Here is a 24,563-nt window from a genome sequence, read left to right as displayed (position 1 = left end):
GCGCGGTTTATGCCGGCTGGGCGTCATTCTCGTTGCCGCCAATCGCCAGGTAATCCGTGTAGATTTGCGGCGCGCCGGAGAACGACGCCAGTGTTTTCCACTCGTCGTACATGCGTTCGGTGTCCTGATGCTCGGCAACGAACCTGAGCGCTTGCTCGGTTGAGACATCGAGCTCCGGATGGAACGCGTTGAGCGACGCCAGACTTTCAATGATCAGCATCACCGCGTATTGGTCCAGCCGGTTGCCGCTCTGGCCCTTCAGCAGGTGAAACTTCCAGCCCGGGTAGTCTTCCACGCGGTGGATGTTGTCGGTAATGAACCGTTCAAACTGCTCGGGCGAGACGCCCGCTTTAAGCGCCAGGTTATGAATGCCGATGACACGCTGAATGCTTTCCTTCCCTGGTTCGCTGCGGTAATTGGGACCGGGCGGCAATGAACTGCGGCTATTCTCGGCCACCAGACGGTAACAGGTGTAAAGGGTCGGCAGTTCGGCGAAGGTCGCGAAGGTTTTCCACTCCTCAATCAGCGCGGCGGCCTCCGGACGCTGCCGCCAAAAGGCGTGCGCCTCGTCGGTCAGCTCGCCGTTGCCGTCGATATAGCGCGCGTAGGTGGCGGCGTCTTTAGCCTGATAAACCATCAGGTACTGATTTTCACGCTCGCCGCGCAGGCCGCGCAGCAGCGTCCATCGCCAGCCGGGATAGGCCGGGATGGCGACGCCTTTACGGCGAACGAACGCTTCGAAACGCTCCGAGGCGACGCCCCGTTTCAGGTTGATTCCCACGTAGTGCAGGGAGAAAACCGGCGTGGTTGATGCATGCATTAAACGATCCTCGCAAGTTAAGTTAGTGAGATGTGTTCGTCACGGCTTTGGCGCTGATGCTGACCAGCAACAGGCACAGCAGCGTGCAGCCGAAAGCCAGGGCCAGGCTGGTGTAATTGGCGATAAAACCGATCAGCGCCGGGCCGGTTAATAAGCCGAGATAGCCGACCAGCGTCACGGCCGGAAACGCCTGGCCGGGCGGCACCTGTTTTTGATTGCCGACGGCGTTGAACAGAATGGGAACGATGTTGGCGATGCCCAGGCCGGCGAGCATCAACCCGCCAAAGGCGGCCGATGCCAGAGGGACGGTGACGGTCAACAGCACGCCCGCCGCGGCGCACAGGCTGCCGAGCAACAGAGTGCGAAAGCGCCCGATTGCGCCGATCAGCCTGTCGCCATACAGCCGCCCGCAGGCCACGGCGACGGCGTACAGCGTGAACCCGATCCCCGCTTGAGATTTGGCCACACCGCGCTCGGCATGCAGGAATAATGCCGACCAGTCGAGCATCGCCCCCTCGGTCAGGAACACGAAGAAACAGAGCAGGGCGATAAACAGGATCTTGCCGTGGGCCAGCGCCCACCGCGCGCCGCCCTGTCGCCGCTCGCCGACGCCGCCGTGCGCCAGTAAATCGCCGGCGACGATCAGCAGCAGGATCGCGATGAGGAGGGCGATCAGGCCGATGGCCTGGGCCGGGGCGAGGCCCGCCAGCAGCAACAGACTGACGCCGCCGGCGCCGGCAATGCCGCCAAGGCTGTAGAAGCCATGAAAACCGGACATTTTCGCCTGGCCGCTCTCCCGCTCGACGATTATCGCCTGTGAGTTCATCGCCACATCCATGATGCCGTTGACGGCGCCAAATACCCCCAATGCCGCCCCCATCAACAGCGGCTCATCGAGTAACGCCAACAGCGGCAAGTCGATGCACAGCAAGGCGCCTGCGCCCAGCAACACGGCGCGGCACCCCAGTTTGGCGATCAGATAACCGGCGAAGGGCATGATCGCCATGGAGCCGGCGGCGAGGCAAAACAGCAGCAAACCGAGCGCGCCGTCATCGATGCCCAATCGCGCTTTCACGAAAGGGATCAACGGCGCCCAGGCGGCCATGCCCAACCCGGCGAGGAAGAAGATCGCTCGGGTGGCGATTTGCCGGCGATGATTCTCTGCGGCCTCGCCGGTTAGCCAAGGCAGCATCATGACGATCGGCTCTGTGCGACGGACAGATAATCGGTATAAATCTGCGGTGAACCGGAAAATGACGCCAGTTGCTTCCACTCTTCATACATTTGCTTAGTGTCGCGATGCGCTTTGGCGAAGGTTGCCGCTTCGGCGGTGGCGATATCGGGCTCCGGATAGAACACGTCCAGCGCCGCCAGGCTGACGATTTCCATCATCACTGCGTACTGGTCGAGCCGATTGCCGCGTTCTCCCTTCAGCAAGTGAAACTTCCAGCCCGGATAATCCTCAATGCGATGGTGATTTTCGGCGATAAAGCGTTCGAATTGCGCCGGGGTCACGCCTTCGCGCAGCGCCAGATTGTGGATGCCGATAATGCGCGCCTCGGGCGGTTCGCCCGGCCGTTCCCGGTAGCGCGGGCCGGGCGGCACGTCGCTTTTTCTGTTCTCAGCCAGCAGGCGATAATCGCTGAACAGCGTCGGCAGCAGGCTGTAGGTGCCCAGTTTTCGCCACTCGGCGAGGATTTCCTGCGCGGCGGCGTGCCGCCGCCAGAATTCGAGCGCGTGCGCCGTTCGCTGCCCGGTGGCGGTGACGTAACGATCGCGCTGCTCGGCGCTGTCAATCTCGTACAGCATCAGGTATTGACCGACGCGTTCGCCGCGCAGGCCGCGCAGCAACGTCCAGCGCCAGCCGGGATAACAGGGGATATGCACGCCTTGCTCGCGCACGAAGGTTTCAAACTGTTGTGGCGTGACGCCGGCTTCGGTATCGATGCCGATGTAATAGAAGCTGAATACCGGTTTGGGATCGGAGACTTTCGTCGTCATCTTTCACTCCTGATTGGCGAATGCGGCGGAAAATTGGGTATTGATAATGGCTTCGACCAGCGTGACGCCGATGGGCGTGAGCGTAACGCACGGGCCATCGACGGTGACCAGCGCTTTATCCACCAGGGTTTTCAACGTGCGGCGGATGACCGGGTTAGCAAACAGGCTGTTGCCGTCAAAGCGCCGTTTAAACACCCGATCGTCCACCGGCAGCAAGGTGGAGAGCGCCATTTTGAAGGCGTTCACTTCACGCTGGATCGGGGAGAAGCCGCGGCTTTCCTCGATGGGCAGGCGGTCTTGGTTGAGCGCCTCCTTGTACTTCTTGTAACCGGTGATGTTGATGGCTTCGGATCGCGTCGATTTGGAGCTGCCGCCCAAACCGATCGCCACTTCCGGATACTGCTTGTCGAGATCGGTGATGAGCGCTTTCCACTTTTCCGGCTGTTGATCATTGCGGTGAAAGTACATGGTGGGGTGTTCGGTATAGCCGCCATTCAGGTAGTTCTCGACCAGCTCGCGCATTTGGTACTGTTTGCCCAGCCCTGGGAAGCGCAGGTTGTTGATGCTGATCAGCCCCTTTTTCTGCCACAGGCTTTCGCGCTCGCCCGAGACGCCGGTGCGATTTTTAATAAACTCATCCATGTGCAGCTTGGTACAGACGACGTGCGACAGATTCAGCTCGAGGGTTTTTTCCATGTCGTATTTCACGTCGTCCACGCTTTGGCCCAGCATGCCGTAAATGAGATCCACGCTGACCCAATCAATGCCGAGCGCGCGCGCATGATGAATGGTCTCCACGCACTCTTCGGCCGAGTGCATGCGCCCGCAGGCGGTGATGATGTCGTCATTGAAGGATTGGGTGCCGAAACTGATTTTGCTGAAGCCGAGCTCTTTCAGCAGCGCCAGATAGGCTTTGTTCAGGGTGCCGGGCTCCCCTTCGAAGCGCAGGGTGGCGTTGGCGAAGTTAAAGTGGCTGAAGTAGAAGGCCATCATGCGGCGCAGTTCCGGCTCCGGCAGCAAGGACGGCGTGCCGCCAAAGACGTTGAATTCGCCGATTTCCACTTCGGCCAGGCTGGGCACGCGCGCCAGCCACATTTGCGCCTCCTTGATGTTGAAATCGACCAAATCGCGGAATACCGCCTGAGAGGCGGGCGCCTTGGGATTGAGTATCACCGTGGGGTACTGACAAAAATGGCAGCGATAGCGACAGGTCGGAATATAGGCCCAGAGATGGATTTTGCCCGCCTGGCGAATGTCGGCCTCCATATCGGCAAAAAACGCGGCCAGCGGGTAGTCGACGAGATCGCCGGGGAACACGTGACAGCCGAACGGATCCTTATGGACGTACTCCAGAAAGGCCCGGTTTTCCGGTTGCGCCAGGAACGCGTTCACCCGCGGCGTGGGATAGTTTTCATCGATATCCAGCAATGAGTGCAAGGCTTCGTCGTTCATCAGAATACCCCTCCGTTGCCGAAATAGTTGTGGGCTTCGCCGGACTCGCGGTCTTCACAGAAGTAATAAACAAAGCGGGTGAAATCCTCGTCTTTGACCGTATCGAAGCAGGCCGGCAATGCGGGTGGGAAGCCGATATCGTCACCGACGGCGCGCCGCATGGCGGCAAACAGCGCATCGCGAAATTCGAGGTAGAGCCGATAGGCGGGGGTTTTGTAGGCATGGATCGGTTTGAAATCGATGATGCGCATCTCGTGTTTCAGTTCGTGAATGCGGCGGTAGAGGCTGTCGGCCAGCGGGCCGGAGAAGAAATCGCGCACTTCGCTGTTTTCCAACAGCAGATACGGATTGAGCAGCACCGGCAGTAAGATATTCTTTGGCGTGTAGTCCTTGACCGAGTAGTCCCAGGCCAGTTTCGCCTCCGCCGGCGTGGCGTCCGCCAGCGCGGTTTTCTGCCGCTCAACGTCCGGCCGGACGTCCTTCATGATAATGATGCCGTCCTTGCCGTAGGCGATGCCGTTGATCACCTCATCGAGAATGGTGTCCACCCGGCGGCTGTTGATCTCAACGTAAGCATGGCGAGCGTAAACCGGCTTGCCGCCGTAGGCGATGACCTTAATGCCGAAGTCCCAGTCGTCGGACAGGTGTTCGACAAAGCGGCCATGGTTGAGCTGGTAGAAGATTTCGATGCCGCCTACCGCGTCATACAGGCTGCGCTCCACCCCGAACCCTTTGCCGTCGGGGAAGCCGCCGAACAGGGAGAACGAAAATTCGCGCAGACGCAGCGTTTTTTGGATCTCGCGGAACAGGTTGGGGCGGTGCTCAAACTCTGCGGGAGGGTAGTAATAGTTGCAGGTGCCCAGGTCGCCTTGTTGCTCGATCATGGTATTCACCAGCTCGTAAAGCCAAAATGCATCCACGGTGCAATCGGCATCGGCGGAAACGATATAGTGCTTGCGTTTATTTCCCAGCCGGCTGTCGCGGGCTTTAGAACGCAGCGACGCATAGTCCATGCCGCGTTTTCTGGCCGAGGAGACACCCTGCACCGTTTCGGCGATAACATGAATGGCCATAGCCGGATGCCTTTCACTAAACGCGTTTATTTTAGCGACGGAATCATCGGTGGAGTTGTTATCAACGACAATCAGTTCGTAAGTGTCGTGGGTGATTAATTCATTCTTGGTGTGTTGATTGAACAGCGAAAGTAAAACCGCCTCAATACGGTCGCTTTCATTATAAACGGGCAGTACGACAGACACAAAAACAGTATCACGCATAGATCCTCCAAGGGCTAATGAAAGTCCACAGTTAGAAATGGCTTGTCTGAAAATGAAATGTCACGTTATTCGATGATTAGCTGATATTTAAGAACTCCATGACGTTGTTGGATAAAATCCGCTTGCCCAGCGCGTAATTCTTTTCCGCCACGCGCTTCATCTGCTCCTTGTTATTAATGAACCGGTAGACTTCCTGGATGAATTCGTCGTTCGGCGGCCCATCCTGTAACTCGGAGATCGGCATGACGGGCGCTTCAAACCCATGCCGGCCGTAGACTTCGTGATAATATTCGTAGCGAGTGGTGATATAGCAACGGCGGCAACTGATCGCTTCGCCGATAGGATTGCCATAGCTATCATAATCATATGAGGTGAGAAAAGAGACCAGGTCGCAAGAGTGATAGAGGTCCTCTATGCAAAACGCGTCGTTTTCCGAGCGCATATCGACATGGGGAAGCATGCCGACGAATTTGACATAGGGGAGAACATTCAGTTCCTGCGCCAATTTGGCGAGTTGCAGATAACATGACGGATTTTCATATTCATTGCCGGCGATCGCCAAATAGGCGCGTCGAGTGTTGTGGTCGCGGATAAATAAATCGTTAAGCCGGCTGATCAGAATAATATCGCGGTCCAATCTTTTCTGAGGGATGATGCGGGTGGTTCTGGCGATGAGAAGATCATTATCGCGAATATTCATCTGCTTTCTGACATTCGTTCTTTCGTGAGTGTCCGAGAAGTCATAGGTATTTTTCTTTACCTCGACATGGACATCATTATTGCACCAGGCCTCCAGCTTTTGCTTCAGATCGTGATTGAGCGTGACATAGGTAATGTATTTTGAAGGGATAGGTTTGATGGCGTGAGAATAAGGTGGCGGGCCGTATTTGAGCACCTTTTTTTCGCTGTTCCACATCAGGTCATGATCGCGCCAGATGACGAAACGCGTCAGTCGATAACGTCGGCCATAATCTTCGATCGCCAGATACAGCGCTTTGGTATAGATGATGTTTTCCGGCAGCGTGCCGTTTTCCACCACCACATGGCTGATTGCGAGCGCTTCCCATTGGGCGATGAGGCGATCCGCCAGCTGCCGCGCCGTCAGCGCGATGGTATGCAACAAAGCGGCTTTTTCTTGCTCGTCAATGGGCGTTTTCTGGCCGATCAACGCCGCGTGTGCGTAGTCGAGAAAGGCGGGGTGGTAATCTGGAATCGACGTGATGTCGTCCAGGCGGACCAGCGTAAAGACATCGCGGTAGATGTCATGCTCATGCTGATAGGGTTTATTAAAGTTTCCCTTATCAATCTTGATGTCGTATCCCAGATCAAGATAAGAGCGAAATCCACAGGCTTGCAGTCGCTTGGCAATCTTCATTGCTTCCACCGTGATCCCCGAGACCGAGACGGCATCGAACGAAATGAACATTGCATTCTTCTCTTGCCTTTCGTGCATCGCAGTACCTCCTGCTATTATTTGTAGTGCATTGATTTAAATTAACTATTTTTTAACAAGTCTCCGGTAACGTTCCCAATTGAGTGGAAAAAGAATCGTTTTGACGCTCTGGAATACACTCAAATCTGACAGAACGGAAGCTTAACCGTTCAAAAATGTAAAGATACGTTTATGCTTTGTGAGGGCTCTCACAAATATTCCGGTGCGGGAGGCGTGAAACAAGCAGAGGAAAAGAGGGGGGATCACTCCCCCGAATGTGGGGCATGCGATGCCGATTTAACGATTCGCCATGCCGCCTTCGGCAGGCTGAAGTATCGCCTGCAGCAGCGTCGGCACCTGCTGGGATCCCACCGCCGGGCTGAACAGAAAACCCTGGCCGATATGGAAACCGGCTTCGCTCAGCGTTTGGCGCTGCTGCTCGGTTTCCACGCCTTCGGCGATGATATCGATCGACAGCTTTTGACCGAGAATGCCGATGCTTTCCACGATCGCCAGGATCGCCGGTTCGGTGTTCATGCGTTGAATGAAGTCGCAGTCCAGCTTAATGCAGTCCAGCGGGTAGTCCATGATATGGCTGAACGAGGAGTGGCCGGTGCCGAAGTCGTCCAGCGCGATACGGATACCCATCTCTTTGAGCATGTGCAGCGCGCGCAGTACGTATTTCGAACCGTGCTTGTTGAACGCGTGTTCGGTCACTTCCAGTTCGATCAGGTGGTGGGGAATGTGGAACTTCAGCAGGCGTTGCAGGAAGGTTTCGGCGTAGTTGTCGCGTAAAAACTCGATCGGCGACACGTTCAGAGAAACAGGCCGCACCGCCACGCCGGCCGCGCGCCAGCGGGCGATATCGGCGAAGACTTTCAGCTGCATGGCTTCGCTGATTTTGGTCGCCAGTTCGTAGTCGTTGAAGGCCTCGCTGACCGTCGCCGGCAGCTGTATGCCGTTTTGCGGGCAATGCCAGCGCAGCAGCGCTTCGAAGCCGACGATGCTGCCGTCGGCGAGGCTGACCTTCGGCTGGTAGTTGGGGCGAATGCAATTATCGCGCACGATCTGGCGCGCGTAGTTGAGCTGACTGGCGCGGGCGCGGGCTTTGTCCATCATCTTGCTGTCGAACATGTAGACGCCGCCGCGGCCGCCTTCTTTCAGTTCATACAGCGCGGTATCGGCGCACTTCATCAGCTCTGACGCATCGCGGGCATCTTTGGGATAGATGGCGCCACCGATGCTCATGCCGCAATGCAACGTCTTGCCGCCGTGGGTGATCGGCGTCTCCAACTGCAGCAGAAACTTGTTGGCGATGCGGAAAATATCCTGCTCGTTTTCGACGTCGCTGATCACCACGGCGAACTCGTCGCCGCCGAGGCGAGAGACGAACGAATGGGTATTCATGCAGGCGCTGAGCCTTTTGCCCAGCACCCGCAGCAGATGATCGCCCGCCGCGTGGCCCAGCGTATCGTTCACCAGTTTGAAATGGTCAAGATCCAGCAGCATCAGCCCGAGCGACTTGTTGCCGTGCAGGGCGCGCTTCATCTCTTGCTTCAGCTTTTTCTTGAAGAGGCGCCGGTTGGGCAGGCCGGTCAGTTCGTCATACTCGCTGGCAAGCAGCAGGCGTTGCTCCATCACGCGCTGCGACGTCACATCCCGTGAGACGCACAAGATCTCGGCCACGGCCCCGTGCTCATCGCTGACGGGAGAGAGGATGTTGTCCCAATGCTGTTTTTTGCCCTGCGGCGTCACGCTCAATCCCGCGAAACGCGCATTCTTACCGGCTTTGACGCTGCGCAACGCTTTGCTGCCGCGGCGGCGAACTTCGGGCGACAACAGCCCCAGCCAGGGCATGCCAAATTCTTTTTGCGCCGGATCGAGGCCGAGCGCCAGGCTGCCGGAGCGGTTCATGTGGCGCAGCGTGCCGTCGCGATTGATCACTTTGATGCAGTCGACGCTGGCGTCCAGCATGTCTTGCTGGATAGAGAGCGCCTGAACGTTTTGCTGGCGTTGCAGCATTTGCGGATGGATGTCGGTAGCGGTGAGGTACCAGCTGGGCTCCAGCGCCTTGCCGTCCTGGCGGGCGTTAAACGCCAGCATAAACCACCGGTAGGCGCCGCTGCGCTCGCGCAGACGGGCTTCGCCGGCGAACGAGGAGAGGGCAACGATGGCCTGGCGCCATTGCGCGGCCAGGCGTTCGCGATCGTCAGGGTGCAGGGCCTCGAGCCAGTCTGCGGCGCCGTGCTCACCGGCGATTGCGCCGGTATAGTCGCGCCACTGCTTGTTGAAGTAACCGCCAAGGCGGTTGCCGAAGCAAATCAGACCCGGCAAGTCATCTACGATTTCGCTGTAGAGGTCGATCGGATTTTTGTTATTGGTCTGCTCGGGCAACAGGCTCATGCGGTATTTCCTCGGAAAATTACCCATATTCTTGCTCTATAGCAGAGCCTCTTTCAATATAGTCTTGCCAATGAAAATGGGAATAGCCAGCGGGCGCGGCTAAAAATCGGCCTGGTAGCATGAAATAGATTACGCAAGAACGCATTAGGAATACTCCTGTTATTTATAAGCCCCTCTTATATTGCATCGAAAAATAAGTGCTCCGACCAGGCGGTTTAATAACCGCAAAAAAGTAATCAAACTTGATGTTTCTTTTTGAGGAAATGTTCAGTCTTTCTGCTGCTCTTTCACTCGTCATAGCGCCTCTCTTATGCACCATGACTGACAAAATCCGCACGCCGGACGGTAAAAAACGCCATGTTATCCCCGGTTCAGCGGTGGCCGGCGCACCTGTCGCCGACGTTTGCGGTGAAAGTTATGATGCAAATCAAGAAATGTTTTGTTTCATCTGTTGACACTTTGCTTACGTATAAGATAGCCTCGCGAATGAAAATCATTAACAAAACTGGATGATTGAGCAGGATGCACCCACAGCCTGATTCTCGCGTTTCGGCCGGATGGCCGAGCCGTGCCGGTATAACGGCGCCGGGGTTATCGCCGGCAAACGTACATTCGCCACCTGTCTGCACTTCTGCGCCCTAAGCGTATGGCGTGGTGACATCTTCATGTCCGCACGCCCGAATTTTTATCACTCAGCCTGTTTTATGCGGCCCGCGTCGGGCAGGCATGCGTTATCTGTCGTTTCACGATCATAGGAGGTTTCAGCGCGGTTAAAACGTCAGTTTTCTTCTGGGTATAAATAAACATGGAGCGTAAAATGATACTTAATAAAAAATTGAAGTTAGCGTATTGCGTGTTTCTGGGTTGTTATGGCTTATCTCTTCATTCATCTCTTGCCGCTTATCGGGAACCAGGACAATTAGGTTCGCCCGACAGTTGGAAAACCGCAGAATTTAATCGCCAATGGGGGCTTGAGGCTATTTCCGCCGAGTTCGCCTATGCCAGAGGCTATACCGGTAAGGGCGTGACGATTGGCGTTATTGATGATGCCATTCTCTCTCATCCGGAATTCGCCGGTAAACTGACGCGGCTGGATAACGGCAGCTATAATTTCTCGTATGATAAACAAGATAATATGTCATTCGGCACGCATGGCACGCATGTCGCCGGTATTGCAGCCGCCAAAAGAGACGGCTCCGGTATGCATGGCGTCGCCTACGACGCGGACATTATCGGCGCCAAGTTGAATGACTTCGGCAATCGCAACGGCCGCGAAGAACTGATCCAGAGTCCAGCCCGGGTTATCAATAACAGCTGGGGTATCCCACCGGCGGTCAGAAAGGATGCCAATGGCAACACCATTTGGCTGCCGAACGGGCGGCCTGACTATGTGGCGTGGGTGAAAACCGACGTCATCAATGAAGTGATGCGCAATAAGTCCAACCTGCAATGGGGCAGCGAGCAACCCGTACCCACCGGCGGGCACAGCGCCATGGCGACGCTGCTGCGCGCCGCCAAGCATGGCAAGCTGATCGTGTTCTCGGCAGGCAATTACAATAACTACAATATTCCTGAGGCGCAAAAGTCACTTCCCTATGCTTTCCCTGAGGTATTGAACAATTATCTGATCGTGACCAATCTGAGTAATAACGATAAGTTAAGCGTTTCCTCAACCAGCTGCGGACATACGGCCAGTTTTTGCGTGTCAGCGCCGGGCAGCAGTATTTACAGCAGCGTAGGAGAGCTGGTTTCCAATACCGGCGGGGCGGTGAACCGCGAAGCCTATAATAAGGGCGAGCTGACGGTTAAACCCGATTACGGAAATATGTCGGGCACCTCAATGGCGGCGCCGCACGTCACCGGATTTGCCGCCGTATTGATGCAGCGCTTCCCTTATATGAGCGCCGCTCAAATATCCGCGGTCATCAAAACTACCGCCACCGATTTAGGTGAGGCCGGCATTGATCATTTATTCGGCTGGGGCCGCGTCAATTTACGCGATGCGATCAACGGGCCGAAGATGTTTATCACCCAAGAGGATATTCCGCAGGAATTCTATGTGCCGGGTTCCTACAGTGAAAAACAGTTCGTGGTGAATATCCCCGGTCTTGGGAATATCGTCGAAGCCGGAACCCCGGTTGAGCGGCGTTGCTCGTCGGGTGAATGCGACTTCGATTCGTGGAGCAATGACATCCGCGGCCACGGCGGGTTGACCAAAACGGGCGCCGGTACGCTGGCGCTGTTGGGGAATAATACTTACAGCGGTGACACCTGGGTGAAACAGGGCGTGCTGGCGATCAACGGTTCGGTGGCGTCCAATGTCTATATCGAAAATAGCGGCACGCTGGCCGGCGACGGCACGGTGGGGGCGTTCAGAGCGGTTCGGGGCGGTAGCGTGACGCCGGGAAATGGCATCGGTACGCTGCACGTGTTGCATGACGCCGTGTTTGATCGCGGCTCGCAGTATAACGTCGAGGTCGCAGACAATGGCCGCAGCGATAGAATCGAAGCACGGCGCGCTTTCCTCTACGGCGGCAGTGTGAACGTCAGCCTGGAGCACAGCAAAAACCTGCTGTCGCAAAATGAGGCGCAAAGCCTGCTGGGCAACAAATACACCATCCTGACGACGACGGATGGCGTGACCGGCCGCTTCGAAAATGCCAATCCTTCGTATCCGTTTGTCAACGTGACGCTGGACTATCAGGGCAATGACGTCGGCCTTGGGATCACGCGCACCGCCGCCCGTTTTGACAGCCTGGCCAGCACCGAAAACGAGAAAGCGGTCGCCCGCGCGGTGGAAACGCTCAACGCCACGGAACCGGTCACGGAAACGCCCAAACGCAGCGTCGCGGCGCCTACCGCTGAAGCGCTAACCGCACTGCAGGGCGTTGAAGGCGAGGCGACAGCCGTTACCGAAGCGACGAGCCCCGTGGTCGGCCACCCGGTTTATGAAAGCTTCCTCGGCTTCACTTCGGCCAGAGAATTGCAGCAGGCGACTCGTCAACTGTCCGGCCAGATCCACGCGGATATGGCTTCCGCCCAGATCAACGAAAGCCGTAATCTGCGCGATACCGCCACCGAGCGCTTGCGCCAGGCTGAAGGCCGCCGCACCGCTTCCGATATCAAAGCGGATGATAATGGCGCCTGGGCGAAACTGCTGGGCAACTGGGGGCATGCTTCCGGCAACGACAACGCCACCGGTTACCAGACATCCACCTATGGCGTGCTGTTGGGTTTGGACAGCGAACTGTTTGACGACGGCCGGCTTGGCGTGATGACCGGGTATACCCGCACGTCGCTGGATGGCGGCTATCAGTCAGATGCTCACAGCGACAACTACCATCTGGGGCTGTACGGCGACAAACGTTTCGGCGCGTTGGCGCTGCGAGCGGGCGGCACCTATACCTGGCATCGCATCGACACGTCGCGCTCGGTAAACTACGGCGCGCAGGCGGATCGCGAAAAGGCCCGCTATAACGCGCGCACCGGTCAGCTGTTTATCGAAAGCGGTTACGATTGGAGCAACGACGCGGCCAATCTTGAGCCGTTCGCCAACCTGGCGTACACCCACTATCGCAACGAGGGGATCAACGAGCAAGGCGGGGCGGCGGCGCTGCGCGGCGATAAGCAAAGTCAGTCCGCCACCGCTTCGACGCTGGGCCTGCGCGCCGATACGCAATGGCAGACCGACAGCGTGGCGATCGCGCTGCGCGGCGAGCTGGGTTGGCAGCATCAGTACGGTAAGCTGGAGCGTAAAACACAGCTGATGTTCAAACGCAGCGATGCGGCGTTCGACGTGAACAGCGTCCCCGTTTCCCGTGACGGGGCGGTTCTGAAGGCGGGCATCGATGTTGGGGTTAACAAAAACGCCGTGTTGTCCCTCGGTTACGGCGGGCAATTGTCGTCCAACCATCAGGACAACAGCGTCAATGCCGGTCTGACCTGGCGCTTCTGATAGCCGTTGAGCCGTTTCATGCTACTCAGCCCCCATCGCAACGATGGGGGTTTTTTATGGGGCGCGCGGAAGCGACAGGCCGGGCGGCGGTGTCTTCACAGGATAAAAGAGCGTTAGAACAGGATGTTTCTAATTCTTTTGGTTAGCAAAATTGATGATAATCATCTGAAATGACTAAAAGGATTTAGGCCGAAACATGGAATTTCTCTTCATTTTATTATTTTTTACCTTATACATATCAATTGCCTGTGAGTATCACCGGCGCCGGTGGCGCGTGCTGTATCGCCGTAAGAGAAATAGAAGAAAAGGCATGAAAATAAAACGGATGGTTAATATTCAGCTGTTCAGGCAATAAACCCCAAAAAAAGGAGACGTCATGTAACGTCTCCCTCGAAATGCCTCATTGAGCGCGGTTCGCCGCTTTATTTAACCGGCGTTCCGGCGATTATTTATCCAGCGCGTAGGCGATGACGTAATCACCACGATCCGGCGACTGGCGTGCGCCGCCGGCGGAAATGACGACATACTGCTTACCGGTGGTCGGCGAGACGTAACTCATCGGCGTGCCGCCGCTGCCGACCGGCAAGCGCGCTTTCCACAGCTCTTGCCCGGTGGACGAATCAAAGGCGCGCAGATAATAATCCTGCGTACCGGCGATAAACACCAGGCCGCCTTGAGTCGCCAGCGTGCCGCCCAGCGTCGGCATGCCGACCGGCATCTGCGCGCGCATTTTGATGCCGAACGGCCCGGTATCCTGCACGGTTCCTACCGGAACCTGCCACACCACTTTGCGCGTCTGCAAATCGATGGCGGAGAGGGTGCCGAACGGCGGTTTTTGGCAAGGAATGCCCAGCGGCGACATGAAGCGATTCTTATTGACGGCATACGGCGTGCCTTTGAGCGGGACCGCGCCCATGCCGGTATTCACGGCTTCACCGCCGTTGCCTGCCGGCGCTCCTGCGTCGGCTTTCTGCGGGATCATCTGCACCCACAGGCCCAGACGCATATCGTTGGCGAAAATATAACGGTTGTTCGGATCGGTAGAGAGACCGCCCCAGTTCATGCCGCCCAGCGAGCCGGGGAAGCTGAGGGAAACGTCGGTGTCCGGTGCGGTGAACAGGCCGTCATAACGCATCGATTTAAAGCTGATGCGGCACATCAATTGATCGAATGGCGTTGCGCCCCACATGTCGGATTCGCTGAGCTTCTGCGCGCCAATCTGCGGCATGCCGACGGAGAACGGCTGCGTGGCGGAATATTGCTCGCCCGGAATGGTGCGGGTCTTCACCGGCAGTTCCTTCACTTCGGTCAGCGGTTTGCCGGTATGGCGATCCAGCACGAAGATCTGCCCGCTTTTGGTGCCGATAACCAGCGCAGGGCGGGTGGTGCCGTCCTGCATCGGGAAGTCGAGCAGGCTGGGCTGCATCGGCAGATCGAAGTCCCACAGATCGTTATGCACGGTCTGATAGACCCATTTCTCTTTGCCGGTGGTTGCGTCGAGCGCCAGCACCGAGGCGCCGTATCGGTGATCCAGCGCGTTGCGGTTGGCGCCCCACAGATCGACGGAGGAGCTGCCCATCGGCAGGAAGACCGTGTTCATCGCCGGATCGTACGACATCGGTGCCCAGGAGTTCGGGGTGCTGCGCACGAAGTGTTGATCCGGTTTCAGGGCAGCGTTCGGCTGCGGATTGCCCGGGTCAAACGCCCAGCGCATTTCGCCGGTGATCACATTGAAGCCGCGCAGCACGCCGCCGGGCATATCGGTTTGCACGTTATCGGCAACGCGCCCACCGACTACCACCGTGGTGCCGGCCAGCGTCGGCGCCGACGTCAGTTGATATTTCGGATCGGCGGCGTCGCCCAGACCGGCCTTCAAGTCCACCACGCCCTGGTTGCCGAAGTGTTGGCAGAATTCGCCGTTGTCGGCGTTAATCGCCATCAGGCGCGCGTCGATGGTGTTCATCAATATGCGCCGTTGGCAGCTGTCGCCGGCCGCCAGCGCGACGGGCGCGGCGGGGGTTGAACTCGGCACGCTCGGCGCGGGCAACGGCTTGTTGATATCGAAGTAGGCCAGGCCGCGACAGCGGTTCCATACCTGCGACTTGGCATTGACTTCTCGCCGCCAAATTTCTTTGCCGCTGTCGGCGTCGACGGCGATCACATTGTTATGCGGCGTACACAGGAAAATGCGATTGCCGATCTGCAGCGGCGTTTGCTGATCTTCCGCGCCGTTGCCATCGGGGCTGATAGGGATGTCACCCGTATGGAACGTCCAGGCGACTTTCAGCTCCCGCACGTTATCGCGGGTGATCTGATCCAGCGCGACGAAACGGCTGCCGCCCGGCGTATTGCCGTAGTTATCCCAATCCTTCTGCTGTTGCGCTTTATCAACCGGGATCAGCGGCAGCGGCTGGCCGCTGAAGGCAACGGTGGGATGCGGCTGGAACATTTGGACAAAGGCGCCGACCATGCCGACCGCCAGCAAGGCGGAGAGCAGGTAAGCCGGCTTGGCCAACGGCGCTTTGCCTTCGCGCTTGCGCAGCGCCGGCCAGGTGAGGAAGGCCAGCAGCATCAGGCCGGTCGGCACCATCAGGCGGGAAATCAACGGCCAAAAATCAAAACCGGCGTCCAACGGCGCCCAGATGAGGGTGCCGATGAACACCGCCAGGAACAGCCAAACCGCTGAAGACTTGCGGCGGAAAAACTGAATGGCCGACAGCAGGATGACGAGGCCGGCAATCAGGAAGTAGGCGCTGCCGCCCAGCGTGAGCAGTTTGCCGCCGGCGACGGTGAAGAACAGGCCGGTGGCGGCCAGGATGATGCCCAACAGGCAACACCACAGCGTAAGTTTTATGCCCGAACGTGCATTGGCATCTGACATTGAATAATCTCCAATAACATACTGATTCTTAAAGGTGAAGAGGTCGTTATTGGCGACTATTGTAACATTGATGGTGGTGCGTTTGTTAAGGATATGTAACTGTTTTTATGAGAGAAAAGCCGACGTTATCGTCACAACCTCGGTTTGGCTTAGAGGAATATCCGTTTCTGCCAGTATACGAGCTGCGCGGCAGGCAGAGAGGCAACCTGCGCCACCCGGTGGCGATTTTCCAGGGCGATTTCCCGGGCGCGTTGCAACGGCTCGGCGCTGAGGCGCTGCACGCTTTGCCGCAGCGCCTGTTGCGCCAGCTCCAGTTCGCCGGCGCCGAGGTGCGCCAGTTCATGGCGCATCTGCAGCAAGAATTCGTCGGTTAACTGCCGCAGCTGCTCAACGGCGAACGTCGGGGATTGCAGCGCAAACAGCAGGCCTTCGGCATCGGCGCTGCGATGAAAGGCGCATTGCACCACGTAACCCACGTTGCGCTCGACGCGCAACTGCTGGAAGTAACGCGGTGCGTAAAGCCGGGCCAGCACGCGCAGCGCCCAACGCCCTTCGGCTTCGTCGTTCGGCAGCGGGTAAAATTGCAGCAAGGCGTGTTCTGCGCCGCTTTCCGTCAGGGTGACGGAGTGGCGATGCAGAGGCGCCGGCCGCTGAACCTCGTCGGTTATGGGAAAAGGAAAGTCATACAGCAAATGCGACAGCCGCCGCTTTAACTCGCCGTCGCCGCCAACCAGGGTGGCATGCCAGAGTGGGGCCGTTGCCGTTGATACGCTCAACGCCGCCGGCAATTGGGCTAACAGGCGGCGAATGGCGATATCGTTTTGCGCTTTGAGCTGCGCGTGGCGCAGGTTTCTCGCCGCCTCGTTGATGACGGCCGGCGGCAGCGCCGCCAGAGCCCGATTCACGACGTTCTGACCGTGGCAGATTAGCGCTGCGCTGCCCGCCAGCTGTAATAACCACACGCCCTGGTGGCGCTCGAAGCTTAAATGTCCCTCCCGATGCGCTAACTCGGCCGCTCCAGGGCGCAATGCCGCCTGCAAACCACAGGCCTGTTCTTCGCTGAGAACGCCATGCGTTGATGGGCGCAGCAGCAGCACCGGCTGCGCTTCGTCGGGGTGCAGATGCCGCAGCGGCGCCTGGCCGGCCGGCAGGGGCGGGATCGGCATCGCCGCCGAGGTGGAGAAAAAGCGGAAAGGATCTATCGTGGGCGTCGGCACGGTGCGGACGAAGGGCGCGAGCGCCAACGGCAACCCTTGAATTTCACGCGCTTCACCGCCTCCCTCAGGCAGCACGGCCAGACGGCGATGCGGCGCGCTAATCAGCGCCGAAATATGCCGTGGCCAATCGTCGTTCGGCTCCACCGGCGGCAGCCCAAATGCTCTGGCGCGCAACTGATCGAGCGGCGCCAAACGGTGGAAATCGCGGTTTGCCAGTTGCCCGAAATGCGCAAGCTGAGCCGGTGTCAGCGCGATCAGCGCCTGCAACCAGGCCAGCAAGGCGCTTTCGATGTGGGCGGCTTCAGACGCCGAGCCGTGATTGACGGTAAAAATAAAACTCAGCAGGGCACTGTTTTCAGCGCAGCGGGCGTAATCCAGCTTAACGGCGTCGGCCCACGCGTGAGCGCGTAGCCGCGCCAGCAGCCCGCCAGGGGCTTCGTCCAGCAATAAGCGCTCCAGCCGCCGCAGCCAGCCGCGTGAACGGGAGTGTGGCAGGGCAAACACCAACCGCAGCTGCGGCGCACCGGGGAGAGACAGCGTGTAATCTTGCCCGGCGGCCAGCGGCGGCAAGGCCTCGGGTGGCACGACGCTGCCCGGCGGCAAGGCGCCGCCGTAGCGCTGCGCCAGCGCATGCAACTGCTCGAGCGATTGTGGGCCTTGCAGCCACAGCGTGATGTTCGGCGCGCGGTAATAGTGGTGGTGAAACTGCCGCAGCGCCCGCTGCAACGCGGGAATATCGCTGCCGAAAGCGGCGCGGCTACCGATATGAAAGCGGTGCAACGCGTCAATGCCGCTGAACATCTGCCGCTGCGCCGCTTCGCAGCGGGTTTCACCGTCGGCGCGCAGCAGGCGATATTCGGCGTCGATGATCTCGATCTCCTGGGCGATTGCCTCAGCCGCCAGCTGTGGGACGGCGAGCATATCGATCAGCCTGGCCAACCCCTCCGCCAGCTGTTCGGCGCTCACCTCAAAGAAAAACGCGGTTTGCGTGGCCTGGGTCGTGGCGTTTAACCGGCCGCCGACCGCCGGCGTCCAGCCCATCAGCCCATCCTGCGCGCTGAAGTTCACGCTGCCGCGAAACAGCATATGCTCCAGCAGATGCGCGAGACCTGGCCAGGCGGCAGGCGCCTGAAAGCTGCCCGCCTCGATGCGCACCAGCGCGGCGGCGGCCTCGGCGTCAGGGGTGCTTATCGCCCTGACGGCCAAACCGTTATCGAGCTGCCACGAGGCGGCGAGTGCCATCGTCAGCCCTTGAAGATCAATCGGGAGTTGGTCTGATTGCGAAAACGCAGCTGATCGATGCCGATCTGCGAGCGATTCGCCGCTTCTCGCGCCGCCAGAATGGTGCCGTGGTGCGGCGACTTGCCGCACACCGGGTCGGCGTTGTCGGCGTCGCCGGTCAGCATGAACGCCTGGCAGCGGCAGCCGCCGTAGTCTTTCTCTTTCTCCGAACAGGAACGGCAGGGCTCCGGCATCCAGTCATAGCCGCGATAGCGGTTAAAGCCGAAGGAGTGATACCAGATATGCTGCAGATCGTGCTCCAGCACCGACGGAAAGGCGATCGGTAACTGACGGGCGCTGTGACAGGGTAACGCCATGCCTTCCGGCGTCACGCTCATGAAAATAGCCCCCCAACCGCCCATGCAGCCTTTGGGGCGTTCCTCATAGTAATCCGGCGTGACGAACAGCAGGTTGGCCAGCTTGCCGTCGGCAGCCATGCGCTCGCGATAGCGTTTCACCACGGCTTCCGCATCGGCGATCTGTTCGCGGGTCGGCAGCAGGCCTTCACGGTTCAGGTGCGCCCAGCCGTAGAACTGGCAGGTCGCCAGCTCGACATCGTCGGCATCCAGCTGGATCGCCAGTTCGATGATGCGGTCGATCTGGCCGATATTATGGCGATGCAAGACGAAGTTGAGCACCATCGGATAGCCGAGCGCCTTGACCGCCTTGGCCATCGCCAGCTTCTGCTGAAACGCCTTGGCGGAGCCCGCCAGTGCGGCGTTCAGCGTTTCATCGCTGGCCTGAAAACTGATCTGAATATGATCCAGCCCGGCGTCGGCGAAGGTCTGCAGCTTTTTCTCGGTCAGGCCGATGCCGGAGGTGATCAGGTTGGTGTAAAACCCGAGATCGCGCGCGGCGGCGATCAGCTCGGGCAGGTCTTTACGCACCAACGGCTCGCCGCCGGAGAAACCGAGCTGTACGCTGCCCATCGCCCGCGCCTGGCGAAACACCGCGATCCATTGCTCGGTCGTCAGCTCTTTTTCCTGCGCGGCAAAGTCGAGCGGGTTGGAGCAATAGGGACACTGCAGCGGGCAGCGATAGGTCAGCTCCGCCAGCAGCCAGAGCGGCGGATTTACCGCCGGCGCGCGTGGCTCAGTCACGGAAGGTCACCCATTTTTGTTCGTAGGCGCGCTGGAAAAACGCCAGCACGTCGTCCGCCAGCCCCTCGGCGCCGGGGAAGCGGGCGTTCAGCTGCGCGATGATGCCGTTCAGCGTGGTGTTGCCGTCAACCAGCTGCAGGATGGCGGCGGCGCTGTCGTTCAGTTTGGCCATGCCTTCCGGGTAGAGGATCACGTGGCTGTTTTGCACCTGCTCCCATTGCAGGCGGTAGCCGCGGCGGAAGACGGGGGTGTGTTCAGGATTCAGCGTCATTACACCAGCCTCTGATTGTGCCAGACCCGCGCGGCGGTCACGCTGTGGTAAGGCGGGCGGTTCAGGGTATAGGCCATGCTCATGGCGTCCAGCATGCTCCACAAAATATCCAGCTTGAACTGCAGGATTTCCAGCATGCGCTGCTGTTTTTCAACGGTATCGCAATAGTCCAGCGCCAGCGCCAGTCCGTGCTCCACGTCGCGGTTGGCCTGGCCGAGGCGACTGCGGAAATAGTCGTAGCCGGCGGCGTCGATCCACGGGTAGTGCTGCGGCCAGCTGTCGAGGCGCGACTGGTGGATCTGCGGCGCGAACAGTTCGGTCAGCGAGCTGCAGGCCGCTTCCTGCCAACAGGCACGGCGCGCGAAGTTGACGTAGGCATCCACCGCGAAACGCACGCCGGGCAGCACCAGCTGCTCGGATAGCAGGGCGTCGCGCTGCAGCCCAACCGCCTCGCCGAGGCGCAGCCAGGCCTCAATGCCGCCTTCGCTGCCGCCGTAACCGTCGTGATCCAGAATGCGCTGCACCCATTTGCGACGGGTTTCCGGCTGCGGGCAGTTGGCCATGATCGCCGCATCCTTGATCGGAATGCTGGTCTGATAGTAGAAACGGTTGGCCACCCAGCCCTGGATCTGCTCACGGGTCGCTTCGCCGTTGTGCATCGCGATGTGATACGGGTGGTGGATATGATAATAAGCGCCTTTGGCGCGCAGCGCCGCTTCAAATGCCTGCGGAGTCAGGGGGAGTGGTTGCGTCATGGCGATTCCCTACAGTTCGATATTCATGCCGTCCCAGCTCACTTCGATGCCGGCGGCGCTCAGGCTCTGCCGTTCCGCGGAGTCTTCATTGAGGATCGGGTTGGTATTGTTAATGTGGATCAAGATCTTGCGTTTGGCGGGCAAGGTGCTGAGCAGGGCCGCCAGCCCGTGCTCTTCCGCCAGCGCCAGGTGCCCCATGTCTTTGCCGGTATTGCGCCCCACGCCGGCGTTGGCCAGCTCGTTGTCGCGCCAGAGCGTGCCGTCGATCAGCAAGCAATCCGCCCGGCGCAGCCAGGGCATCAAAGCCTCGTCCGGCTCACCCAGGCCCGGCGCGTACAGCAGACCGACCCCGCGCGCGATATCTTCGATAAACAGCGCCACGTTATGACCCGGCAGCGGGCGATCGCGGTACGGCGAATAGGGCGGCGCGTTGCTGAGCAGCGGAATGGCGGTGAATCGCACGTTTGGGCAGACCGCCGTGTGGAACGGTTCGCCGGGTGTCACCGGGTGATGGATCAACCCGCCGTTCCAGTGAGAAAGCATGGGAAACACCGGGAAACCGGTGCTGAGATCGTCGTGCACTTCAGGGGTGCACCAGACCTGATGCGGGCAGCCCTCACGCAAATTGAGCAAGCCCGCGCTGTGATCGATCTGGCTGTCGGTCAGCACGATCGCGCCGATGCCGGTGCCGCGCAGCACGTCGGGATTGTTCAATTCGGGCGATGCCAGCAGCTGATGGCAAATGTCCGGGGAAACGTTGCACAGCACCCAGTTTTTACCGTCGTCGCTGACGGCGATGGAAGACTGCGTGCGGCGCGTGGCGTTGATGCTGTGGCTGCGAACGCCCCGGCAGTTGTCGCAGTTGCAATTCCACTGGGGAAAGCCGCCGCCCGCTGCCGAGCCGAGAACTTTTATCTGCATGTCTGAACCAGAAAAAGAAGGAAAGAAATGCCCGCGCGAAAGGCGGGCAGACAGGCGATTAACGGTTGGAAATGTACAGCGTCACTTCCAGCCCCAGACGCAGGTCAACAAACTCAGGTTTGGTCCAGGTAGTCATAGCGGTGCTCCTTTGCATGCATCATGATAGTTCGAAGCCAATGAGAAAAATTCGCATTCGGCTGGCTCAATGTTGACGAAATGTGACGGAGATCGCAACCGTTAAAGCGTAACCGGGTTATTCACCCCAGGTGGCGGAGAGCACGTTCAGCCAGTTGCGCCAGGTCAGCTTCTCCAGCAGCCGGTCGTCAAACCCCGCCTGCTTGAGCGCTTGCGTCAGGCGCGGCAGGCCTGCGGCGTCCTCCAACGGTTGCGGTACGTTAACCCCGTCAAAATCAGAGCCAAATCCCACGCGATCTTCACCAAGTTTAGCGATCAAATACTCAACGTGTTTAACAATTTCTGTTAAGCCGGTCGTTGCACTGTCACGTTTTCCGTCAGCCCGCAGGAAGGCGGTGCCGAAATTGACGCCGACCATACCGTCGCTCTGGGCGATAGCGTCCAGCTGCGCGTCGGTCAAGTTGCGCGGCTGCGGGCAGAGGGCGTGGGCATTGGAGTGGGTGGCGACCAGCGGTGCGGTGCTCAACGCGGCGGTTTGCCAGAAGGTTTTCTCGTTCATGTGCGAGACGTCAATCATGATGCGGCGCTGGTTGCAGGCGCGGATCAGCGCTTCACCGGCCGGCGTCAGGCCGGGGCCGGTGTCGGGTGAGCCGGGGAACGGCCCGTTGACGCCGGTGCCGAAGGCGTTCGGCAGATTCCAGAACGGCCCGATGCTGCGCACGCCCAGCCGATAGAAGGCCGCCAGCTGCGTCAGCGCCGCGTCGATCATGCCGGCGCCTTCGATATGCAGCACCGCGGCGATTTGCCCGTCGAGGCTGCACTGTTCTATCTCGGTAGCCGTGCGGCAGAGGCGCAACTGCCCCTGAGAGGCGCGTTCCAACTGGTGCAGGATGGCTATCTGCCGTTCGGCTATCGCCAGCGGATCGAACGCGGCCTGCGCTTCCTCCAGCGTTTGATTACGCATTTGGGCGATATAGCTGACCGGAGGAATAAACACCGCGAACAGCCCGCCGCAGAATCCGCCGCGCCGCATACGTGGAAAGTCGAGGTGGCCCGGCGTGACGTGCGAATAAAAGGCGGTGACCGGATCTTCATCGTGCTGCAGCCACAGGTTGAGCAGCAGATCGTTATGGCCGTCGAACACCGGCCAAAGAGGGGGAAGCGTCATGGGCGTTTCACTGTGTCAGGCATCATGCACGCTATGTTGTACGATCGCGCGAGGGGTAACAACCCCCGCGCAATGAGGGATTTAAAGGCGTATCGACAGCTCGACGTCATCCGCGAACGGCGTGGAGAGATAACCCGACGCCGGAGAACGCACGCGCGCCAGATATTCCGGGCTGTAATCGGCGTTGTCGGCGACGATCAGCGCGCCGGGCCGCAGACGATTTTCCAGCAGCGTGAGGATATCGGGGTAAAGCCCCTTGGCGCCGTCCAGCAACAGCAGGTCGACAGTGGCCGGCAGATCGTCGCGCAGCGTTTCCAGGGCATCGCCCACGCGGATCTCCACCAGATCGACGACGCCGCCTTCGGTCAGGTTGTGGCGCGCCTGCGCCGCTTTGTTCGGTTCAAATTCGCAGGTGATCAACCGGCCGCCGCCGTTGTCGCGCAGCGCGGCGGCCAGGTGCAGCGTTGAAATACCGAACGACGTGCCGAATTCGACGATATTTTGCGCCCGACAACCGCGCGCCAGCATGTACAGCAATGCGCCGGTTTCCGGCGACACCGCCAGGGGGAAATCCTTCAGGCGATGGTAGAGTTCACGATAATCGGTTTTACTCTGCATCAGTCGATTTTGCTCTTCGTCTGGCACGTCGCGGAACAGGGCGACGAGCGCCGGTGAACGGCCAGCGGCCTGCTGGAACAGGGTGCTTAGCAGCGGCGCCAACGGCGCAGTGGTCAGGGTACTCATGGCAAAACTCCCGTAGAAAAAGTGAGCGCGAAAGCGCGTGCCGCTATAATATGACGAACTATTCGCATTTCACTATTCGCATTGGCCGCCCGCTATGACTGAACGCCGCAGTAAGCAAATTTCCTCGAGAAAACAACCGCAACAGGCGCGATCCGCCGAATTGGTCTCCGCCATTTTGACCGCCGCTATTCAGGTTTTGGCGCAGGAGGGCGCCGCGCGTTTCACTACCGCCAGAGTGGCTGAACGTGCCGGCGTCAGTATTGGTTCGCTTTATCAGTATTTTCCCAACAAAGCGGCGATCCTGTTTCGTTTGCAAAGCGACGAATGGCGGCAGACCACCGCCATGCTGAGCGGCATTCTGGCCGATCGAGAGACTGCGCCGTTCGAGCGTTTACGGTTGCTGGTGCAGACATTTATCCGTTCGGAATGTGAAGAGGCGCAGATGCGTGTGGCGCTGAACGATGCGGCGCCGTTGTACCGCGATGCGCCGGAGGCGCAGGCGGCGAAGGCCACAGGCAAGGGTATCGTGCAGGTGTTTATGGGCGAAGCGCTGCCCGATGCGGCGGAAGGCGTCCGTAAGTTGGCAGGCGAGCTGATCGTCGGCACGCTGGGGGCGGCGGGCAAGCAATTCTCCGAAACGCCGCGCAGCGATGCGGAAATTGTGGCTTATGCCGATGCGATGGCGGACATGTTTTGCGCCTATCTGGCCGATTTAAACGGGCGAGCGGCGCCGTAAGGGAATGTTTGGTG

At 59.2% G+C, this 24,563-nt stretch carries 19 protein-coding genes; 3 read left to right on the top strand and 16 right to left on the bottom strand.

Annotated features, from left to right (window positions below):
- Positions 1-7: 7 nt before the first annotated feature.
- The 7 genes from IMX17_RS06075 to IMX17_RS06045 all read right to left on the bottom strand — a co-directional run bounded on the left by IMX17_RS06075 (position 8) and on the right by IMX17_RS06045 (position 9,385).
- Complete coding sequence (locus IMX17_RS06075) at positions 8-820, bottom strand: hypothetical protein (RefSeq protein WP_193549464.1); 813 nt, start codon at positions 818-820, stop codon at positions 8-10.
- 22 nt (positions 821-842) lie between these two features.
- On the bottom strand, positions 843-2,015 hold the full coding sequence (locus IMX17_RS06070; RefSeq protein WP_182264482.1) for an MFS transporter: 1,173 nt from the start codon (positions 2,013-2,015) through the stop codon (positions 843-845).
- A complete protein-coding gene (locus IMX17_RS06065) occupies positions 2,012-2,821 on the bottom strand; it encodes a hypothetical protein (RefSeq protein WP_046898375.1) in 810 nt (269 codons plus the stop codon). Before IMX17_RS06065 ends, IMX17_RS06070 begins: the two co-directional genes overlap by 4 nt.
- Before the next feature lie 3 nt (positions 2,822-2,824).
- A complete protein-coding gene (locus IMX17_RS06060; RefSeq protein ID WP_193549463.1) occupies positions 2,825-4,273 on the bottom strand; it encodes a radical SAM protein in 1,449 nt (482 codons plus the stop codon).
- On the bottom strand, positions 4,273-5,550 hold the full coding sequence (locus IMX17_RS06055; RefSeq protein WP_046898373.1) for a glycosyltransferase family 2 protein: 1,278 nt from the start codon (positions 5,548-5,550) through the stop codon (positions 4,273-4,275). Before IMX17_RS06055 ends, IMX17_RS06060 begins: the two co-directional genes overlap by 1 nt.
- Positions 5,551-5,626: 76 nt before the next feature.
- A complete protein-coding gene (locus tag IMX17_RS06050; RefSeq protein WP_193549462.1) occupies positions 5,627-7,003 on the bottom strand; it encodes a glycosyl transferase family 2 in 1,377 nt (458 codons plus the stop codon).
- A gap of 276 nt (positions 7,004-7,279) precedes the next feature.
- Positions 7,280-9,385: a bifunctional diguanylate cyclase/phosphodiesterase gene (locus IMX17_RS06045; RefSeq protein WP_193549461.1), complete on the bottom strand. Its 2,106-nt coding sequence runs from the start codon at positions 9,383-9,385 to the stop codon at positions 7,280-7,282.
- Positions 9,386-9,630: 245 nt separating this feature from the next.
- Here IMX17_RS06045 and IMX17_RS06040 point away from each other — a divergent pair, with 245 nt between their 5' ends.
- Positions 9,631-9,840 carry a hypothetical protein gene (locus tag IMX17_RS06040; RefSeq protein ID WP_161796308.1) on the top strand — a complete coding sequence of 70 codons (210 nt, stop codon included), beginning with the start codon at positions 9,631-9,633 and terminating at the stop codon, positions 9,838-9,840.
- A gap of 569 nt (positions 9,841-10,409) precedes the next feature.
- Complete coding sequence (locus IMX17_RS06035; RefSeq protein WP_370570942.1) at positions 10,410-13,340, top strand: autotransporter domain-containing protein; 2,931 nt, start codon at positions 10,410-10,412, stop codon at positions 13,338-13,340.
- Between the two features lie 445 nt (positions 13,341-13,785).
- On the opposite strand, the gene IMX17_RS06030 is transcribed toward IMX17_RS06035, so the two are convergent.
- The 9 genes from IMX17_RS06030 to IMX17_RS05990 form a co-directional block, all read right to left on the bottom strand.
- Positions 13,786-16,221 (bottom strand): glucose/quinate/shikimate family membrane-bound PQQ-dependent dehydrogenase, encoded by a 2,436-nt coding sequence (locus tag IMX17_RS06030; protein WP_193549459.1) that lies wholly within the window; start codon positions 16,219-16,221, stop codon positions 13,786-13,788.
- A 149-nt stretch (positions 16,222-16,370) separates the two neighbouring features.
- Entirely contained in the window at positions 16,371-18,680 is a 2,310-nt protein-coding gene (gene pqqF / locus IMX17_RS06025) for a pyrroloquinoline quinone biosynthesis protein PqqF (RefSeq protein ID WP_193549458.1), read from the bottom strand.
- 2 nt (positions 18,681-18,682) lie between these two features.
- A complete protein-coding gene (gene pqqE / locus IMX17_RS06020; RefSeq protein ID WP_033643058.1) occupies positions 18,683-19,819 on the bottom strand; it encodes a pyrroloquinoline quinone biosynthesis protein PqqE in 1,137 nt (378 codons plus the stop codon).
- Positions 19,812-20,090 (bottom strand): pyrroloquinoline quinone biosynthesis peptide chaperone PqqD, encoded by a 279-nt coding sequence (gene pqqD / locus IMX17_RS06015; RefSeq protein WP_033643059.1) that lies wholly within the window; start codon positions 20,088-20,090, stop codon positions 19,812-19,814. Before pqqD ends, pqqE begins: the two co-directional genes overlap by 8 nt.
- The gene (gene pqqC, locus IMX17_RS06010) at positions 20,090-20,845 is read right to left on the bottom strand and encodes a pyrroloquinoline-quinone synthase PqqC (protein ID WP_089194742.1); all 756 of its coding nucleotides are present in this window, start codon (positions 20,843-20,845) and stop codon (positions 20,090-20,092) included. Before pqqC ends, pqqD begins: the two co-directional genes overlap by 1 nt.
- A gap of 9 nt (positions 20,846-20,854) precedes the next feature.
- A complete protein-coding gene (gene pqqB, locus IMX17_RS06005) occupies positions 20,855-21,766 on the bottom strand; it encodes a pyrroloquinoline quinone biosynthesis protein PqqB (protein ID WP_046898366.1) in 912 nt (303 codons plus the stop codon).
- A 58-nt stretch (positions 21,767-21,824) separates the two neighbouring features.
- Positions 21,825-21,902, bottom strand: coding sequence for a pyrroloquinoline quinone precursor peptide PqqA (gene pqqA / locus IMX17_RS06000; protein ID WP_004937827.1), 78 nt, complete (start codon positions 21,900-21,902; stop codon positions 21,825-21,827).
- Between the two features lie 117 nt (positions 21,903-22,019).
- Complete coding sequence (locus IMX17_RS05995) at positions 22,020-23,069, bottom strand: dipeptidase (RefSeq protein WP_046898365.1); 1,050 nt, start codon at positions 23,067-23,069, stop codon at positions 22,020-22,022.
- A gap of 81 nt (positions 23,070-23,150) precedes the next feature.
- The gene (locus tag IMX17_RS05990; protein WP_193549457.1) at positions 23,151-23,813 is read right to left on the bottom strand and encodes an O-methyltransferase; all 663 of its coding nucleotides are present in this window, start codon (positions 23,811-23,813) and stop codon (positions 23,151-23,153) included.
- A gap of 94 nt (positions 23,814-23,907) precedes the next feature.
- Here IMX17_RS05990 and IMX17_RS05985 point away from each other — a divergent pair, with 94 nt between their 5' ends.
- Positions 23,908-24,549, top strand: a complete 642-nt coding sequence (locus tag IMX17_RS05985) for a TetR family transcriptional regulator (RefSeq protein WP_182264472.1) — start codon at positions 23,908-23,910, stop codon at positions 24,547-24,549.
- The last annotated feature ends 14 nt before the right edge of the window (positions 24,550-24,563 follow it).

The sequence above is a fragment of the Serratia sp. X3 genome (assembly GCF_014982455.1).
GTDB lineage: Bacteria > Pseudomonadota > Gammaproteobacteria > Enterobacterales > Enterobacteriaceae > Serratia > Serratia ureilytica.
The sequence above is the reverse complement of the archived record's forward strand: the minus strand, read 5'-3'. Positions and strand labels throughout refer to the sequence as shown.

Coding starts and splice junctions, on each gene's coding strand:
- IMX17_RS06075 (WP_193549464.1), bottom strand. CDS start 820: ATGCATGCATCAACCACGCCGGTTTTCTCCCTGCACTACGTGGGAATC.
- IMX17_RS06070 (WP_182264482.1), bottom strand. CDS start 2,015: ATGATGCTGCCTTGGCTAACCGGCGAGGCCGCAGAGAATCATCGCCGG.
- IMX17_RS06065 (WP_046898375.1), bottom strand. CDS start 2,821: ATGACGACGAAAGTCTCCGATCCCAAACCGGTATTCAGCTTCTATTAC.
- IMX17_RS06060 (WP_193549463.1), bottom strand. CDS start 4,273: ATGAACGACGAAGCCTTGCACTCATTGCTGGATATCGATGAAAACTAT.
- IMX17_RS06055 (WP_046898373.1), bottom strand. CDS start 5,550: ATGCGTGATACTGTTTTTGTGTCTGTCGTACTGCCCGTTTATAATGAA.
- IMX17_RS06050 (WP_193549462.1), bottom strand. CDS start 7,003: ATGCACGAAAGGCAAGAGAAGAATGCAATGTTCATTTCGTTCGATGCC.
- IMX17_RS06045 (WP_193549461.1), bottom strand. CDS start 9,385: ATGAGCCTGTTGCCCGAGCAGACCAATAACAAAAATCCGATCGACCTC.
- IMX17_RS06040 (WP_161796308.1), top strand. CDS start 9,631: ATGTTTCTTTTTGAGGAAATGTTCAGTCTTTCTGCTGCTCTTTCACTC.
- IMX17_RS06030 (WP_193549459.1), bottom strand. CDS start 16,221: ATGTCAGATGCCAATGCACGTTCGGGCATAAAACTTACGCTGTGGTGT.
- pqqF (WP_193549458.1), bottom strand. CDS start 18,680: ATGGCACTCGCCGCCTCGTGGCAGCTCGATAACGGTTTGGCCGTCAGG.
- pqqD (WP_033643059.1), bottom strand. CDS start 20,090: ATGACGCTGAATCCTGAACACACCCCCGTCTTCCGCCGCGGCTACCGC.
- pqqC (WP_089194742.1), bottom strand. CDS start 20,845: ATGACGCAACCACTCCCCCTGACTCCGCAGGCATTTGAAGCGGCGCTG.
- pqqB (WP_046898366.1), bottom strand. CDS start 21,766: ATGCAGATAAAAGTTCTCGGCTCGGCAGCGGGCGGCGGCTTTCCCCAG.
- pqqA (WP_004937827.1), bottom strand. CDS start 21,902: ATGACTACCTGGACCAAACCTGAGTTTGTTGACCTGCGTCTGGGGCTG.
- IMX17_RS05995 (WP_046898365.1), bottom strand. CDS start 23,069: ATGACGCTTCCCCCTCTTTGGCCGGTGTTCGACGGCCATAACGATCTG.
- IMX17_RS05990 (WP_193549457.1), bottom strand. CDS start 23,813: ATGAGTACCCTGACCACTGCGCCGTTGGCGCCGCTGCTAAGCACCCTG.
- IMX17_RS05985 (WP_182264472.1), top strand. CDS start 23,908: ATGACTGAACGCCGCAGTAAGCAAATTTCCTCGAGAAAACAACCGCAA.